This is a genomic window from Streptomyces sp. NRRL F-525 (genome assembly GCF_000716605.1).
Classification (GTDB): domain Bacteria; phylum Actinomycetota; class Actinomycetes; order Streptomycetales; family Streptomycetaceae; genus Streptomyces.
This window is the reverse complement of record NZ_JNXE01000037.1, coordinates 1-15,773: the sequence shown is the minus strand read 5'-3', so window position 1 is coordinate 15,773 and position 15,773 is coordinate 1. Positions and strand designations below refer to the sequence as shown.

The window sequence follows — 15,773 nt, the reverse complement described above, 5'->3', positions numbered from 1 at the left end:
ACGTCCAATGTAGGCCCGGGACGGGAGGGGCGCGCGGGCGTTGCTACGTCTTCGCGGGGACGCCGGTGAGGGCGGTGACCACGGGGTCGATCGCCTGGTTTATCTCATCCCCGATGGAGCGGAAGAACGGGAGGGGTGCCCCGTACGGGTCGAAGACCTCGTCCGCCTCCGCCGTGGGGGCCAGGAGCCAGCCGCGGAGGGCCGCCGCCGCGCGGACCAGGGCGCGGGCGCGGGCCACCATGCCGTCCTCCAGGGGTGGGAGGGTCGTGGGGTCTATCGCCTTCACCAGGCGGGTGAACTCCTTGAGGGTGAAGGTGCGCAGGCCCGCCGAGTGGCCCATCGAGATGACCTGGGCGCGGTGGTCGCGGGTGGCCGTCAGGACCAGGTCGGCGCGGATCACGTGGTCGTCGAGCAGCTCGCGGCCGGTGAACCCGGAGGGGTCCGCGCCGAAGTCGGTGAGGACGGTCGCCGCGTTGGTCTCCATGGGTGCGCCCTCGTGGCCCCATGTGCCGGCGCTCTCCACGATCAGCCCGCCCCACAGCGGGTCGCCGAGCCGGTCCGCCAGGGCATGACGGGTCAGCCGCTCGGTGATCGGCGAGCGGCACACGTTGCCGGTGCTGACGTGGAGGATGCGGAAGCTGTCCATGGGGAGGCCTCGTTCGAACAGGTTCCCCGTCACTTCCCCGTTGCCTATGCCACGCCCCGCGTCAGGGGCTGTCAATTCGCCACCTCGAGGTCGGGTACGACCTTGCGCAGCTCCTCCGCCGAGATCGCGCCCGCGCGCAGCAGCAGCGGGACCTCGCGCGTGACGTCGACGATCGACGACGGCACGTTGCCGGGCGTCGGGCCGCCGTCGAGGTACACGGAGACGGAGTCGCCGAGCATCTCCTGGGCCGCGTCGCAGTCCTCCGGCGCGGGGTGCCCGGTGAGGTTCGCCGAGGAGACCGCCATCGGACCGACCTCCGTCAGCAGCTCGATGGCGACCGGGTGCAGCGGCATGCGGACGGCGACCGTGCCCCGGGTGTCCCCCAGGTCCCACTGCAGCGACGGCTGGTGCTTGGCGACCAGCGTGAGGGCGCCCGGCCAGAACGCGTCGACGAGTTCCCAGGCCAGCTCGGAGAAGTCCGTGACGAGGCCGTGCAGCGTGTTCGGGGAGCCGATGAGGACGGGGGTGGGCATGTTGCGGCCCCGGCCCTTGGCGTCCAGGAGATCGGCGACGGCCTCCGAGGAGAACGCGTCGGCCCCGATGCCGTAGACCGTGTCGGTCGGCAGGACCACGAGTTCGCCCCGGCGGACGGCGGATGCGGCCTCGCGCAGACCCGTCGTGCGGTCGGTCGCGTCATTGGTGTCGTATCGCCGTGCCATATCTAGCGGGCCTCCTCGTACACGTACTGCTGCGGGTCGAAAGTCGGGGCGCTGGTCATGGCGTCGCCCTGCGGGCGGTCGCGAAGCGCGGGCGGTTGTTGAGATCGGGGTGGTCGGCCGCGTCGGCCCAGCCACGTTCCTCGGTGAAGATCCACGGCACCTGGCCGCCCTGGGTGTCGGCGTGCTCGATGACGACGACACCGCCGGGACGCAGGAGACGGTGTGCGGTGCGCTCGATGCCGCGGATCAGGTCGAGGCCGTCCTCCCCTGAGAACAGGGCGAGTTCGGGGTCGTAGTCCCGCGCCTCGGGAGCGACGTACTCCCACTCCGTGAGGGGGATGTACGGCGGGTTGGAGATGACCAGGTCGACATGGCCGTCGAGGTCGGGGAAGGCGTCCAGGGCGTTCCCCTGCCGCAGGTCGACCCTCGACCCCTCCATGTTCTTGCGGGTCCACTGGAGCGCGTCCTCGGACAGCTCCACGGCGTGCACCCGGGAGCGCGGGACCTCCTGCGCGAGGGCGAGCGCGATGGCTCCGGAGCCGGTGCAGAGGTCCACGATCAGCGGCTCTACGACGTCCATCGCGCGGACCGCGTCTATGGCCCAGCCGACCACCGACTCGGTCTCGGGGCGCGGCACGAACACCCCCGGCCCGACCTGGAGTTCCAGGTACCGGAAGAAGGCGCGGCCGGTGATGTGCTGGAGCGGCTCACGCTGCTCGCGCCGGGCGATGGTCTCCCAGTAGCGGGCGTCGAAGTCCACGTCCTTCACGGAGTGCAGCTCGCCCCGCTTCACACCGTGCACGAACGCGGCGAGCTCCTCCGCGTCGTTGCGCGGCGAGGGCACGCCGGCGTCGGCCAGCCGCTGGGTGGCCTGGGCCACCTCTGCTAGCAGCAGGTTCACGCAAGTCCTCCGTGTCGTACTCGTCCGTGCCGAACCGTGCCGTGCCTTACGCCGCCGCGAGCTTGGCGGCCGAGTCCGCGTCCACGCAAGCCTGGATCATCGCGTCGAGGTCCCCGTCCAGGACCTGGTCGAGGTTGTACGCCTTGAATCCGACGCGGTGGTCCGAGATGCGGTTCTCCGGGAAGTTGTACGTACGGATCTTCTCGGAGCGGTCGACCGTGCGGACCTGGCTGCGGCGGGCGTCGGCGGCGTTGCGCTCCGCCTCCTCCTGCGCCGCGGCGAGCAGCCTGGAGCGCAGGATACGCAGTGCCTGCTCCTTGTTCTGCAGCTGGCTCTTCTCGTTCTGGCAGGAAGCGACGACTCCGGTCGGAATGTGCGTGATGCGCACCGCGGAGTCGGTCGTGTTGACGGACTGCCCGCCGGGACCGGACGAGCGGTAGACGTCGATGCGGAGGTCGTTCGGGTTGATCTCGACGTCGACCTCCTCCGCCTCGGGGGTGACCAGGACACCGGCCGCCGAGGTGTGGATACGCCCCGCGGACTCGGTCGCCGGGACGCGCTGCACGCGGTGCACTCCGCCCTCGTACTTCAGCCGCGCCCAGACACCCTGGCCGGGCTCGGTCGCGCCGTTGCCGCCCTTGGTCTTCACGGCGACCTGGACGTCCTTGTAGCCGCCCAGCTCGGACTCGGTGGCGTCGATGATCTCGGTCTTCCAGCCGACGCGCTCCGCGTACCGCAGGTACATGCGCAGCAGGTCACCCGCGAACAGCGCGGACTCGTCACCGCCGGCGCCCGCCTTGATCTCGAGGATGACGTCCTTGTCGTCACTGGGGTCGCGCGGTACGAGAAGAAGGCGCAGCTTCTCCGTGATCTCGTCCCGGTGCTTCTCCAGCTCCTTGACCTCGGCCGCGAACTCCGGGTCGTCGGCGCCGAGTTCACGCGCGGTCTCGATGTCGTCGCCGGTCTGCTTCCAGGAGCGGTACGTGGCGACGATCGGGGTGAGCTCGGCGTAGCGCTTGTTCAGCTTGCGCGCGTTGGCCTGGTCGGCGTGGACCGACGGGTCGGCGAGCTTCGTCTCAAGGTCGGCGTGCTCGCCGATGAGGTCCTCGACAGCCTCGAACATCTTGGGCTCCTGAAATGCGTACGGAAGGGAAGGCGGGCGACCAAAAACGCCGGTCCCGGCACGCCGAAAAAAGGGCGTGGCCGTGGACCGGCGCTAGGGCCTGTCCGGCGGATCAGGTCGGAGGAAATCCGCCGAACCTCATGAGTGCCGGTGAGCGGGGCCTGGTGCGTGCAGCTGCAAGGCGGAGGAGGGAGTCAACGCGGAGCGTTGGCGACCGACGACAACGCCGCAGATGTGCGTGCCAGGCCCCGCGTCTCCGACAGGATCCGCCGGACAGGCCCTAGGGAAGCTCGCTACTTCGTGGAGCCTGCAGCAGCCTTGCCGAAGCGGGCCTCGAAGCGGGCCACGCGGCCACCGGTGTCGAGGATCTTCTGCTTGCCCGTGTAGAACGGGTGGCACTCGGAGCAGACCTCGGCGCGGATGTTGCCGCTCGTGATCGTGCTGCGGGTGGTGAACGACGCGCCACAGGTGCAGCTGACCTGGGTCTCGACGTACTCGGGGTGGATCTCGCGCTTCAAGGGTGTCTCCTAGTTTCGGGAGGGCGCCGGGTCGCTGCCGCGGGTGCGGTCGCGTGAACCGGGGCCGACTGTCCAGTCTGCCAGCACTGGAGCCATCTCCCAAAACGGGGGGTTGATGTTGTCTATTCCCCGCGGGTGCGTTGTGGCTGGTCGCGCAGTTCCCCGCGCCCCTAGGGGGTGCGCCTTACGAAGTTGTTACGACGCCCTTCGCTTCACCGGTCGCCGTGCCCTTTGTTGCTGCTGCCGGGATCGGGCGGTCGTTCTTCAGGGCCGTCCAGACCAGCTGCGCCTTGGACTTCTCCACGATCACCCGGTTCGGGTTGGCCGGGTCGTATTCGACGGGCATCGTGACCATGGTCATGTTCTTGGAGCTGATGGTCTTGAGGCCGTTGGCGAAGGACGTGAGGGAGTTCACGGAGCCGAGGTCGGAGTCGGTGGTGACGGCCTTCGTGGCGGTGTTGGCGAGGTCGTAGAGCTTGGTCGGGCTGGTGAGGACGCCGATGTGCTTGACCTGGTTGACCAGGGCCTTGATGAAGGCCTGCTGGAGCTGGATGCGGCCGAGGTCGGAGCCGTCGCCCACGCCGTGCCGGGTGCGGACCAGGCCGAGGGCCTGCTGGCCGTTCAGGGTGTGGGTGCCGGCCTTGAGGTCCAGGTGGCTCTGCGGGTCCTTGATGGCCTTCGTCGTGGTGACCGGGACGCCGCCGAGTTCGTCGATGAGCTTCTCGAAGCCCGCGAAGTCGACTTCCAGGTAGTGGTCCATGCGCAGGCCGGTGACGGACTCGACGGTCTTCACCGTGCAGGCGGCGCCGCCCGTGGAGTACGCCTCGTTGAACATCACGCCGGACGCCGCGTCGTGCGTGACGCCCTTGGTGTCGGTGCACTCGGGGCGGTCGACGAGGGTGTCGCGCGGGATGGACACCACGCTGGCCTTCTTGTGGCCCTTGTAGACGTGGATGATCATCGCGGTGTCGGAGCGGGCGCTGCCGTCGTCGGTGCCGCCGCCGAGCTTCTTGTTCGTGCCGGAGCGGCTGTCCGAGCCCAGGACCAGGATGTTCTCCGAGCCGTTGTCGACCTTGACCGGCCGGTCGGTGCCGAGGGCCTGGTTGATGTCGACGGTCTTGATGTTGCCGTTGAGCTTGAAGTACACGTACCCGGCGCCGGTGCCGCCCAGCACGACGACGCCGGCCGCGACCCAGGCCGTGATCAGCAGGGCCTTGTGACGCGGACTGCGCTCCTTCTTACGGCCTCCGGCGCGGTGGCGCGGGCCGTCGTTGCCGTCCTTGCCCGGTATGGCGGGCTCCGGCGTGCTCTCGGCGGACATGGGCTCCTCGCATCTCGTTCCGGGTCGGTTACCCCCTGCTTTCAGGGTCAGGCCTGGCCGAAGCGACTGATACCGCTCAATCCTCGCTCTATGGTCGCTCCGCCAGGTCAGACAGGGAAACTCGGGAAAGGGTTGCACAACGCAGAGTGCCCATCGCGTACAGCGATGGGCACTCTGTGTAGTCACGTCAGCGGGTTACGCCCCGCTCACCTGCGATTTCAGCCGAAGATGTCGTACTGCTGGAAACCGGTGCCGAGCGACTTCGGTGTGCCGAAGATCTCGCTCGTGGCCTTGCCGGTGCCCGGGTAGAGGTACAGCGTGTTGCTCGCGTTGCGGATCAGGAGGTCCGCCTTGCCGTCGCCGGTGAAGTCACCGACGGCGTCGAAGGCGTTGTAGCTGCCCCAGGTGCGCACCTTCACACGGGCCGCGAAGGCACCCGTGCCGGACTTGCCGGCGCCCTTGTACAGGTAGACGACTCCGGTGCTCTTGTTGCGGGCGAGCAGGTCGGCCTTGCCGTCACCGTTGAAGTCGCCGTGGCCGACCAGCGTGTTGTACTGGCTCCAGCCCCCGCCGACCCGCGACGGCGAACTGAAGGTGCCGTTGCCCTTGCCCGGGTAGATCCACAGCACGCCGGCGCTGTCGACCGAGACCAGGTCGGGCAGGTAGTCGCCGGTGACATCGCCGGGGGCGATGATCCGGGTGCGGGTCTTCCAGTTGGCGAAGATCTTCGTGCTGACCCAACTGCCGTCGTCCCGCGCGCTGTTGAGCTGGAAGTGGTCCCAGTAGACCGCGCCGGCGGCGGTCCGGTAGATCCAGTCCTGGTAGCCGTCCCGGTTCAGGTCGGCCGAGCGGACCAGGTTGACGCCGCCCCAGTCGCCCAGGGAGACGCGCGTGGCCAGCGAGGTGCCCCTGGAGTCCAGCTCGTAGCCCACCTTGTTGGAGGACTTGCGGGCGTAGACGTCGGCCTTGTTGTCGCTGTAGCTCAGGTTGCCGTCGTCGACCTGCGCGTAGGCCGCGCCGACGTAGGCGCTGACCTTCGTGAAGACGCCGTAGGTGCCCTCGACGACGCAGTCGTTGACGGTGGTGGCGTCACCGTCGTCGCCGCTCCAGGAGACGACACCGACGATCCGGCCGCCGACGACCAGCGGGCCGCCGGAGTCGCCGTTGCAGATCGCCGTCGTACCGGTGTCGCTGCCGGTGGCGGGCGTGCCCGCGCAGATCATGTGCGCCTTGATGACGAGGCTGCCGTAGGCGCCGGTGCAGGTGGCGTCCGACTGGATCGGCAGCGTGGCCGTCTTCAGCGTCTCGGAGATGTCCTCGGTCTGGGAGCTGGTGCGGCCCCAGCCGTAGACCTTGGCGGTCTTCGCGGGCGTGCCCGTGTACGACGCCGTGTCGGTGTTCGTCGTCATGCGGATCGGGGTCGCCTTGACGGGGGCCGCCAGGGTGAGGACCGCGATGTCGTTGTCGATGGTCGTCGGGCTGTACGACGGGTGGGTCCACTGGCGCAGGACCGCGGTGGCCTGGCCGCCGTGCAGGTCGGCGTTGCCGTCGGCGTCCGTGGTCGGCAGCACCGTGGCGCTGGTGACGACGGCGCCGTACTTGGCCCAGTCGTAGGCCTTGCCGTGCTCGTCCTTGGTGCAGTGCCCGGCCGTCAGGATCTTCGACGGCGAGATGACCGAGCCGCCGCAGAAGAAGCCGAGGTCGTCGCTCTCGTCGGCGGTGCCCTTGTCGTCGTAGTACCAGAGCTGCGCCATGAACGGCGCGGTGTTGATGGTGGTCGTCGTGCCGCCGATGATCTTCGGGCTGACGGCCGCCGTGCCGGTGGTGCTCGCGCTCAGGGAGGCCTTCTTGGTCTTCTCCCCGGCGATGTCGTCACCGGCCTCGGCGCCCACGATGCGCTTCTTCAGCGTGGCGAGCGACGTCGTGCTCACGGCGGGCTTCACGGTCGGCGTCGGCAGCGCGGTGGCCGCGCCGGCGGACGTCGTCATCAGTGCGGCGGTCACGGCGGCGGCGATACCGGCCGCGGCGACAGGCAGGCCGAAACGTATCCGGCGTCTGTGCCGACCAGCCCCAGGCATGGGCGTACCCACTCAAGTCCCCCCTCGGGATCAGAAGTTCGGACGATTGTCGAAAGCAAGTCCGAAGGGCGCGATCGTACAGCGAGCCACTGACAACGCGAAGGGCCGCCCCCTTAACAGGGAGCGGCCCTTTGATAACGCTGACTTGCCTTAGTCGCCGTTGCCAGGAGTGGTCTTCTGGATCTGGAGCAGGAACTCGGCGTTCGACTTCGTCTGCTTCATTTTGTCGAGGAGCAGCTCGATCGCCTGCTGCTGGTCGAGCGCGTGCAGCACCCGGCGCAGCTTCCAGGTGACGGCCAACTCGTCGCTGCCGAGCAGGATCTCTTCCTTACGGGTACCGGACGCGTCGACGTCCACCGCCGGGAAGATGCGCTTGTCGGCGAGCTTCCGGTCGAGCTTCAGCTCGGCGTTGCCCGTGCCCTTGAACTCCTCGAAGATGACCTCGTCCATGCGCGAGCCGGTGTCGACGAGCGCCGTGGCGAGGATGGTCAGCGAACCGCCGTCCTCGATGTTGCGCGCGGCACCGAAGAAGCGCTTGGGCGGGTACAGCGCCGTGGAGTCGACACCACCGGACAGGATGCGGCCGGAGGCGGGCGCCGCGAGGTTGTACGCACGGCCCAGACGCGTGATGGAGTCCAGGAGTACGACGACGTCGTGGCCCAGCTCCACCAGCCGCTTGGCGCGCTCGATGGCGAGCTCGGCGACCGTGGTGTGGTCCTCGGCGGGACGGTCGAAGGTCGAGGAGATGACCTCGCCCTTCACCGACCGCTGCATGTCGGTGACCTCTTCCGGACGCTCGTCGACCAGGACGACCATCAGGTGGCACTCGGGGTTGTTGTGCGTGATCGCGTTGGCGATGGCCTGCATGATCATGGTCTTGCCGGTCTTCGGCGGGGCCACGATCAGACCGCGCTGGCCCTTGCCGATCGGCGCGACGAGGTCGATGATGCGGGTCGTCAGCACACCCGGGTCGGTCTCCAGGCGGAGCCGGTCCTGCGGGTACAGCGGCGTCAGCTTGTTGAACTCCGGCCGACCGCGCCCGGAGTCGGGGGCCATGCCGTTGGTCGAGTCCAGGCGCACGAGCGCGTTGAACTTCTCGCGGCGCTCGCCCTCCTTCGGCTGACGGACCGCGCCGGTGACGTGGTCGCCCTTGCGCAGGCCGTTCTTACGGACCTGGGCGAGGGAGACGTACACGTCGTTCGGGCCCGGCAGGTAGCCGGAGGTCCGGATGAACGCGTAGTTGTCGAGGATGTCGAGGATGCCCGCGACGGGGATCAGGACGTCGTCGTCGGCGACCTGCGGCTCGCCCGCGGCACCGCCGCCGAACTCGTCACGTCCGCGACGGCCCCGGCGGTCCCGGTACCGGCCGCGACGGCCGCGCCGGCCGCCCTCGAAGTCGTCGTCGTCCTGCGGGCCGTTGTCGCGCTGCTGCCGGTCCTGACGGTCCTGGCGGCCACCGCTCTGCTGCTGACGGTCCTGCTGCTGACCGCCCTGCTGGCGGTCCTGACGGCCGCTGCTCTGCTGCTGGCCGCCGCCCTGCTGCTCGTTGTCCTTGCGGCGGTCGCCGCGGTCGCGGTCCTGGCGGTCCTGACGGCCACCGCGGTCGCGGTCGCGACGGTCCCGGCGGCCCTGACGGCCGTCGTCACCGGCGTCGCCACGGGCCTCGCCCTGCGCGGCGGCGGGCGTCTCGGCCTTCGGCTCGTTCTTCGCCTCGGCGGTGATCGTCTCGGGGCTGCCGGCCTCGGCGGTCGCACGGCGACGACGGCGCTCGACGGGGGCGTCGTCTCCCCCACTCTCGGCTTCGCTCGAGCGGGAGGGGCCCCCAGCGGGCTGGCCGGGGATCTCGATCTGCTGCTGGGCCACGGCCTTCTCTGCGGCGACCTTCTCGGCCTTCTGCTCGGCCGGGGCAACCGCCTCGTCGCCCGTACGGGTCTTGGAGGTGGCGCGGCGCTTCGGCTTGGTCTCGGTGGCGGTCTCGGCCTTGGCCGGAGCACCCCCAGCCTGCGCGTCCTTGATGACCTCGATCAGCTGGCTCTTGCGCATCCGCGCGGTGCCCCTGATGCCGAGGCCGGATGCGACCTGCTGCAGCTCGGCCAGCACCATGCCGTCGAGGCCGGTACCGCGGCGCCGCCGGGAGCCGGCACCGGTGGCAGGCGCGGAGGCGTCCGTGGCGGGCGCGGCAGCGGTCTCCTCGACACGCGCGCCCATCAGATCGGTGGTGTCGCTCACGAAGGGTCCTTCCCTGGAGCGGACGTCGGCCTGTCTGGCTCGGCGACCGGTTGTGCTGTCCGGCTTCGGTTCTTGCTGTGTGAACCGTGCCGGGGCGGTGGTCCGCCTAAGCGGCGGAAGAGATTGCTGGTGACGGCGCTTCCCGAAGCAGTGGCACCGAGTGTCTGTGTCACGTGGCTTGGTCGCACCAATTCCGGAGCGTGCCCGGCGAACCGCTCTGTGCCCCTACAGAACACGGTGCGGCTTGGGAGGCTCCCGGAAGAATGTCTGTCCCGGACGGGGACAACAAGCACCTCGCCATGGTGGGGTCGGGTGCAGACTTGAGATTAACACTACCGGATCCAACAAACATTCCCCCTCTCGAAATCCGGCGACGGTACGTAGTCAATTGGCGCTGGGGGCCGCGAGCGGCAGTACGCAGGCGCCCTGTGCGTCGAGATCAAGCCGGTTGGCGGCCCAGCCCTCGCCGGCGAGGTGGGACACCTTGTCGGCGTTGTCGGCGTCGACCAGTGCGAGCACGGTCGGTCCGGCGCCGGAAATCACGGCCGGCACCCCGTCCGCCCTCAACCGGTCGACGAGCGCGGCACTTTCGGGCATCGCCGGAGCGCGGTACTCCTGGTGCAGCCGGTCCTCGGTGGCGGGCAGCAGCAGCTCGGGGCGCCGGGTGAGCGCCTCGACGAGCAGGGCGGCGCGGCCCGCGTTGGCGGCGGCGTCGACGTGCGGGACGCTGCGCGGGAGCAGGCCGCGCGCGGTCTCGGTGAGCACCGGTTTCCCGGGCACGAAAACCACCGGAACGATGGAATCGGCCGGGTCCATCCTGATCGCCCGCGCGGCTCCCCCGTCCATCCAGGAGAGCGTGAATCCGCCCAGCAGACAGGCCGCGACGTTGTCGGGGTGGCCCTCAATCTCGGTGGCGAGTTCCAGCAGGGCCGTGTCGTCGAGCCGGGAGTCCCCGCCTATGGTCACGGCGCGCGCGGCGACGATGCCGGCGCAGATGGCGGCGGAGGAGGAGCCCAGGCCGCGGCCGTGCGGAATGCGGTTGGCGCACACGATCTCGAGGCCGCGCGGCTGTCCGCCGAGCAGGTCGAAGGCGGTGCGCAGGGACCGTACGAGGAGGTGGTTCTCGTCGCGCGGGAGGGTCTCGCTGCCCTCGCCCGCGATGTCGATGAGCAGCCCGGAGTCGGCGACACGGACGACGACGTCGTCGTAGAGCCCCAGCGAGAGGCCGAAGGCGTCGAAGCCCGGGCCGAGGTTGGCGCTGGTGGCGGGGACGCGCACCCGGACGGCGGCGGCGCGGAAGGCTGGACCGGCCATCGCTCGATGACTCTCCTTGAGCTGCGTGACTGTCGAAGACATTCGATGAGATTCGATAGGTACGTGAAGACCCTCGGGCCGTGGAGACGGCGCGGTGCCGAGCCATGCGCGCAGGCATATGCGGCGGGCGGGTTCGGTACAGCCTATCGAAGGAAGGTTCTGTGGCGACATAGGGCGCACAGGAGGCGCACGATGCGTGTCGTAAGCCCCCTGTGCACCCCCCGTGGCGAATACCCGCCAGGCGGCTTTACGCCAGACCGAGGCGCTCGGCCGCGGTCGGCGCGTCGACCGGGATCGTGACCGGCTGCGGGGCACCCGCGACCGCCCAGTCGGGGTCCTTCAGACCGTTTCCGGTCACCGTGCAGACGATGGTCTGGCCCGGGTCGACCTTGCCCTGCTCGGCCGCCTTCAGCAGACCGGCGACGGAAGCGGCAGAAGCGGGCTCGACGAAGACGCCCTCCTGAGCGGCCAACAGCCGGTAGGCGCGCAGGATCTCACGGTCCGTCACCTCGTCGATGAACCCGCCGGACTCGTCCCGCGCGTCCAGCGCGAACTGCCAGGAAGCCGGGTTGCCGATGCGGATCGCGGTGGCGATCGTCGAGGGGTCCTTGACGATCTCGCCGCGCACGATGGGCGCGGAACCGGACGCCTGGAAGCCCCACATGCGGGGCGACTTGGCGGCGATGCCGTCGCCGGCGTACTCCTTGTAGCCCTTCCAGTACGCGGTGATGTTGCCCGCGTTGCCCACCGGCAGGACGTGGATGTCGGGCGCGTCGCCGAGCATGTCGACGATCTCGAAGGCAGCCGTCTTCTGGCCCTCGATGCGCACCGGGTTGACCGAATTCACCAGCGCCACAGGGTAGTTGTCGCTCAGCTCGCGGGCGAGGGTGAGGCAGTCGTCGAAGTTTCCGTCGACCTGGAGGATCTTCGCGCCGTGCACGAGGGCCTGGCCCATCTTGCCGAGCGCGATCTTGCCGCGCGGCACGAGGACGGCACAGACCATCCCGGCGCGTACGGCGTAGGCGGCGGCGGAGGCCGACGTGTTGCCGGTGGAGGCGCAGATGACGGCCTGCGCGCCCTCCTCCTTGGCCCGCGTGATGGCCATGGTCATACCGCGGTCCTTGAAGGACCCGGTCGGGTTGGCACCCTCCACCTTGAGGTGGACCTCGCAGCCGGTGCGCTCGGAGAGCACCTGCGCGGGCACGAGGGGCGTGCCGCCCTCGCGGAGGGAGACGACCGGCGTGCTGTCGGACACCGGGAGCCGGTCCCGGTACTCCTCGATGATTCCGCGCCACTGGTGGGTCATTGCTGGTTACTCTCCTTCAACCCGCATGATGCTGGCGACACCCCGCACGGTGTCGAGCTTGCGCAACGCCTCGACGGTCCCGCCCAGGGCGGCGTCGGACGCGCGGTGCGTGACGACGACGAGGGATGCCTCGCCGTCCTTCCCCTGCTGCCGAACCGTATCGATCGAGACACCGTGCTCGGCGAACACGGTGGCGACCTGTGCGAGAACACCTGGTTTGTCGGCGACGTCGAGGCTGATGTGGTACCGCGTGACGACCTCGCCCATGCCCGACACGGGCAGTCCGGCGTACGCCGACTCGCCGGGCCCGGTGGTCCCGTTGAGCCGGTTGCGGCACACGGCGACGAGGTCGCCGAGCACGGCGGAGGCGGTGGGGGCGCCGCCCGCGCCGGGGCCGTAGAACATCAGCTGGCCGGAGGCGTCGGACTCGACGAACACGGCGTTGTAGGCGCCGCGGACGGAGGCGAGCGGGTGGCTGAGCGGGATCATCGCGGGATGCACGCGCGCGGTGACGCTGCCACCGTCCTCGGCCCGCTCGCAGATGGCGAGCAGCTTGATGGTGCAGCCCATGTTCTTCGCGGAGGCGAAGTCGGAGGCGGTGACCTCGGTCATGCCCTCGCGGTAGACGTCGTCGAGACGCACGCGCGTGTGGAAGGCGATCCCGGCGAGGATGGCGGCCTTGGCGGCGGCGTCGAAGCCCTCGACGTCGGCGGTGGGGTCGGCCTCGGCGTACCCGAGCGCGGTGGCCTCGTCGAGGGCCTCCTGATAGCCCGCGCCCGTGCTGTCCATCTTGTCGAGGATGAAGTTGGTGGTGCCGTTGACGATCCCGAGCACCCGGTTGACCTTGTCACCGGCGAGGGACTCGCGCAGCGGCCGGATCAGCGGGATCGCCCCGGCGACGGCGGCCTCGTAGTACAGGTCCTTGCCCTGCTGCTCGGCGGCGGCGTGCAGAGCGGCGCCGTCCTGGGCGAGCAGCGCCTTGTTGGCGGAGACGACGGAGGCGCCGTGCTCGAAGGCGGTGGTGATGAGGGAACGGGCGGGCTCGATCCCCCCGATGACCTCCACCACGACGTCGATGTCCCCGCGCTTGACGAGGGCGGTGGCGTCGGTGGTGACGAGGGCGGGGTCGATGCCTTCGCGGACCTTGGAGGGCCGCCGTACGGCGACGCCCGCGAGCTCGACGGGTGCGCCGATGCGGGCGGCGAGGTCGTCGGCGTGCGTCGTCATGATGCGCGCCACCTCTGAGCCGACCACTCCACAGCCCAGCAGCGCCACCTTCAGCGGACGCGTACGCATCATCCGACCTCGTTTCCTCATACCGTCATCGGTTGGACCAGTCTCACTCACCGGACGGGAGTTTCTATCCATGGTCCGGATCGTGAGACATCGATTTCATTTCCGCGGGGGTGGAAGACGGGAGATCTTCCACCCCTTTCCTGCTTCTCCTGCTTCCTCTTGTTCAGCCGACGTCGAGACGCAGGAGGTCCTCCTCCGTCTCCCGGCGGACGATGACCCGCGACTCCCCATCCTTCACGGCGACGACCGGCGGCCGGAGCACATGGTTGTAATTGCTCGCCATGGAACGGCAGTACGCGCCCGTGGCCGGTACGGCGATCAGGTCACCCGGTGCCAGGTCCCCAGGCAGGAAAGCGTCCTTGACCACGATGTCCCCGCTCTCGCAGTGCTTGCCGACGACGCGGGCGAGCATGGGCTCGGCGTCGGAGCGGCGGGACACGAGCGCGACGCTGTACTCGGCGTCGTAGAGAGCCGTCCTGATGTTGTCGGACATGCCCCCGTCGACCGACACATACGTCCGCAGCCCGTCGAGGGGCTTGACGGTGCCGACCTCGTAGAGCGTGAAGGCGGTCGGCCCGACGATGGCGCGCCCCGGCTCGACGGAGATACGAGGAGTCCGCAGCTTGGCGGACTCGCACTCACGGGTGACGATCTCGGTGAGCGCCTTGGCGATCTCGTGCGGCTCGCGGGGGTCGTCGTCGCTGGTGTAGGCGATCCCGAGCCCACCCCCGAGGTCGATCTCGGGCAGTTCCACGCCATGCTCGTCGCGAACGGCCTTCAGCAGCCCGACCACCCGATGGGCCGCGACCTCGAACCCGGACATGTCGAAGATCTGCGACCCGATGTGGCTGTGGATCCCGATGACTTCGAGCCCGTCGAGCTGAAGAGCGCGCCGTACGGCTTCGGCGGCCTGCCCGCCGGCAAGCGGAATCCCGAACTTCTGGTCTTCATGGGCGGTGGCGATGAACTCATGGGTGTGCGCTTCCACGCCCACGGTGATCCGGATCTGCACCGGCTGCCGCTTGCCGAGGGACTGCGCGATATGGGCGACCCGCACGATCTCCTGGAAGGAGTCGAGCACGATCCGCCCGACACCGGCCTCGACGGCCCGCGTAATCTCACTCACGGACTTGTTGTTGCCGTGAAAAGCGATGCGGTCGGCGGGCATACCGGCGGAAAGCGCGGTGACGAGCTCACCCCCGGAACACACATCAAGATTGAGCCCCTCCTCGTGCAGCCACCGCACGACGGCACGGGACAGGAACGCCTTGCCGGCGTAGAAGACGTCGGCGTCCGGCCCGAACGCGGTACGCCAGGCCCGGGCGCGCTCCCGGAAATCGGCCTCGTCGAGAACGTAGGCCGGGGTGCCGTGCTGCTCGGCGAGCGTCTTCACGTCGATCCCGCCGACGGTGACGACACCGTCCGCGTCCCGGCCGACGGTCTGCGCCCACACCTTGGGGTCGAGTTCGTTGAGGTCGGCGGCCGGGGCGGAGTAGTGCCCCTCGGGCAGGACGTCGGCGTGACGGGGACCGGCGGGGTGTGCGGAACGGCTCATGTCGTCTTCTCTTCTGTCTCTTCCTGGCGCGCAGATCGTGCGGAGTCTTGTCGGTCCTGGCGCTCAGAGGTGTTCGGGGGCATCGATGCCGAGCAGGGACAGGCCACCGGCGAGCACCGCCCCGGCGGCTTCGGCGAGCGCGAGCCGGGCACGGTGGGCGGCCGAGGGTTTCTCGTCCCCGAGCGGAAGCGTGGCGGGCAGGAGCACGAGGGTCGCGTCGGCTACGGCGACCAGGTGACGGGCGAGCAGGTCGGGCGCGCGGTGCGCTGCCGCGCGGGCGAGGAGGCGGGGGTGGTCGGCGAGGTGGGTGAGGAGCGGGGCGGTGTCCTCTGGTACGTCGCCCGGTGCCGGGGTGAAGCCGAGGGCGGCGGCGTTACGGCTGACGGCCCGGGTGCGGGCGTAGGCGTAACGGACCCGGAAGAGAGGGTTGCTCTCCCGCTGCACGAGGTGGTCGGCGGTGAGGCGGGGCCGGTCGTGAGCGGCGGGGTGAAGGAGGGCCCAGAGCGCGGCGTCGCGGCCGAGGGGAAGCAGTTCCGCGGGATCGGATACCGGCACGGGCCGCACGTTGACATCGAGAGGAGCCGGTGCCACCGGGGTCCCGTGCGCGTCGACCTCAACACCGAGGACGGCCACCCACTCGGATTCGGGCCGGCCCTCACAGCTGGTGCGCACGAGCGAGCCCTGCGAACGCAGGATGCGGGCGACTGCCTCCATGACGACGAGGGCGCGTGGCTCGTGGGGGGCGTGGAGCTGGACGAAGTGGGGGG

Annotated in this window: 13 protein-coding genes; all 13 read right to left on the bottom strand. The window is 69.7% G+C overall.

All coding sequences use genetic code 11. From position 1 onward, the window contains the following. Positions 1-43: 43 nt before the first annotated feature. The gene (locus OO69_RS37490; protein ID WP_033285397.1) at positions 44-721 is read right to left on the bottom strand and encodes a low molecular weight phosphatase family protein; all 678 of its coding nucleotides are present in this window, start codon (positions 719-721) and stop codon (positions 44-46) included. Then, complete coding sequence (locus OO69_RS37485) at positions 718-1,365, bottom strand: L-threonylcarbamoyladenylate synthase (RefSeq protein WP_033285396.1); 648 nt, start codon at positions 1,363-1,365, stop codon at positions 718-720. The genes OO69_RS37490 and OO69_RS37485 overlap by 4 nt, the downstream gene beginning before the upstream one ends. 55 nt (positions 1,366-1,420) lie before the next feature. Then, entirely contained in the window at positions 1,421-2,266 is an 846-nt protein-coding gene (gene prmC, locus OO69_RS37480; RefSeq protein WP_019073183.1) for a peptide chain release factor N(5)-glutamine methyltransferase, read from the bottom strand. Between the two features lie 46 nt (positions 2,267-2,312). Continuing rightward, entirely contained in the window at positions 2,313-3,389 is a 1,077-nt protein-coding gene (prfA, locus tag OO69_RS37475) for a peptide chain release factor 1 (RefSeq protein WP_033285395.1), read from the bottom strand. Positions 3,390-3,682: 293 nt separating this feature from the next. Further along, on the bottom strand, positions 3,683-3,907 hold the full coding sequence (gene rpmE / locus OO69_RS37470; protein WP_019060712.1) for a 50S ribosomal protein L31: 225 nt from the start codon (positions 3,905-3,907) through the stop codon (positions 3,683-3,685). Between the two features lie 184 nt (positions 3,908-4,091). Beyond that, positions 4,092-5,228, bottom strand: a complete 1,137-nt coding sequence (locus tag OO69_RS37465; protein ID WP_033285394.1) for an LCP family protein — start codon at positions 5,226-5,228, stop codon at positions 4,092-4,094. A 218-nt stretch (positions 5,229-5,446) separates the two neighbouring features. Further along, positions 5,447-7,306 (bottom strand): trypsin-like serine protease, encoded by a 1,860-nt coding sequence (locus OO69_RS37460; RefSeq protein WP_033285393.1) that lies wholly within the window; start codon positions 7,304-7,306, stop codon positions 5,447-5,449. A 150-nt stretch (positions 7,307-7,456) separates the two neighbouring features. Further along, entirely contained in the window at positions 7,457-9,535 is a 2,079-nt protein-coding gene (gene rho / locus OO69_RS37455) for a transcription termination factor Rho (protein ID WP_033285392.1), read from the bottom strand. A 384-nt stretch (positions 9,536-9,919) separates the two neighbouring features. Further along, on the bottom strand, positions 9,920-10,849 hold the full coding sequence (gene thrB / locus OO69_RS37450) for a homoserine kinase (protein ID WP_033285391.1): 930 nt from the start codon (positions 10,847-10,849) through the stop codon (positions 9,920-9,922). A gap of 247 nt (positions 10,850-11,096) precedes the next feature. After that, the gene (thrC, locus tag OO69_RS37445) at positions 11,097-12,155 is read right to left on the bottom strand and encodes a threonine synthase (protein WP_033285390.1); all 1,059 of its coding nucleotides are present in this window, start codon (positions 12,153-12,155) and stop codon (positions 11,097-11,099) included. Between the two features lie 6 nt (positions 12,156-12,161). Then, complete coding sequence (locus OO69_RS37440; protein ID WP_033285389.1) at positions 12,162-13,454, bottom strand: homoserine dehydrogenase; 1,293 nt, start codon at positions 13,452-13,454, stop codon at positions 12,162-12,164. Positions 13,455-13,614: 160 nt separating this feature from the next. Continuing rightward, positions 13,615-15,006 carry a diaminopimelate decarboxylase gene (gene lysA, locus OO69_RS37435; protein WP_033285388.1) on the bottom strand — a complete coding sequence of 464 codons (1,392 nt, stop codon included), beginning with the start codon at positions 15,004-15,006 and terminating at the stop codon, positions 13,615-13,617. Positions 15,007-15,069: 63 nt separating this feature from the next. Further along, a partial coding sequence (locus OO69_RS37430) for a DALR anticodon-binding domain-containing protein (RefSeq protein ID WP_033285387.1) occupies positions 15,070-15,773 on the bottom strand: 704 nt, incomplete at its 5' end.

Coding starts and splice junctions, on each gene's coding strand:
- thrB (WP_033285391.1), bottom strand. CDS start 10,849: ATGGCCGGTCCAGCCTTCCGCGCCGCCGCCGTCCGGGTGCGCGTCCCC.
- OO69_RS37485 (WP_033285396.1), bottom strand. CDS start 1,365: ATGGCACGGCGATACGACACCAATGACGCGACCGACCGCACGACGGGT.
- lysA (WP_033285388.1), bottom strand. CDS start 15,006: ATGAGCCGTTCCGCACACCCCGCCGGTCCCCGTCACGCCGACGTCCTG.
- prfA (WP_033285395.1), bottom strand. CDS start 3,389: ATGTTCGAGGCTGTCGAGGACCTCATCGGCGAGCACGCCGACCTTGAG.
- thrC (WP_033285390.1), bottom strand. CDS start 12,155: ATGACCCACCAGTGGCGCGGAATCATCGAGGAGTACCGGGACCGGCTC.
- OO69_RS37465 (WP_033285394.1), bottom strand. CDS start 5,228: ATGTCCGCCGAGAGCACGCCGGAGCCCGCCATACCGGGCAAGGACGGC.
- OO69_RS37460 (WP_033285393.1), bottom strand. CDS start 7,306: ATGCCTGGGGCTGGTCGGCACAGACGCCGGATACGTTTCGGCCTGCCT.
- OO69_RS37440 (WP_033285389.1), bottom strand. CDS start 13,454: ATGATGCGTACGCGTCCGCTGAAGGTGGCGCTGCTGGGCTGTGGAGTG.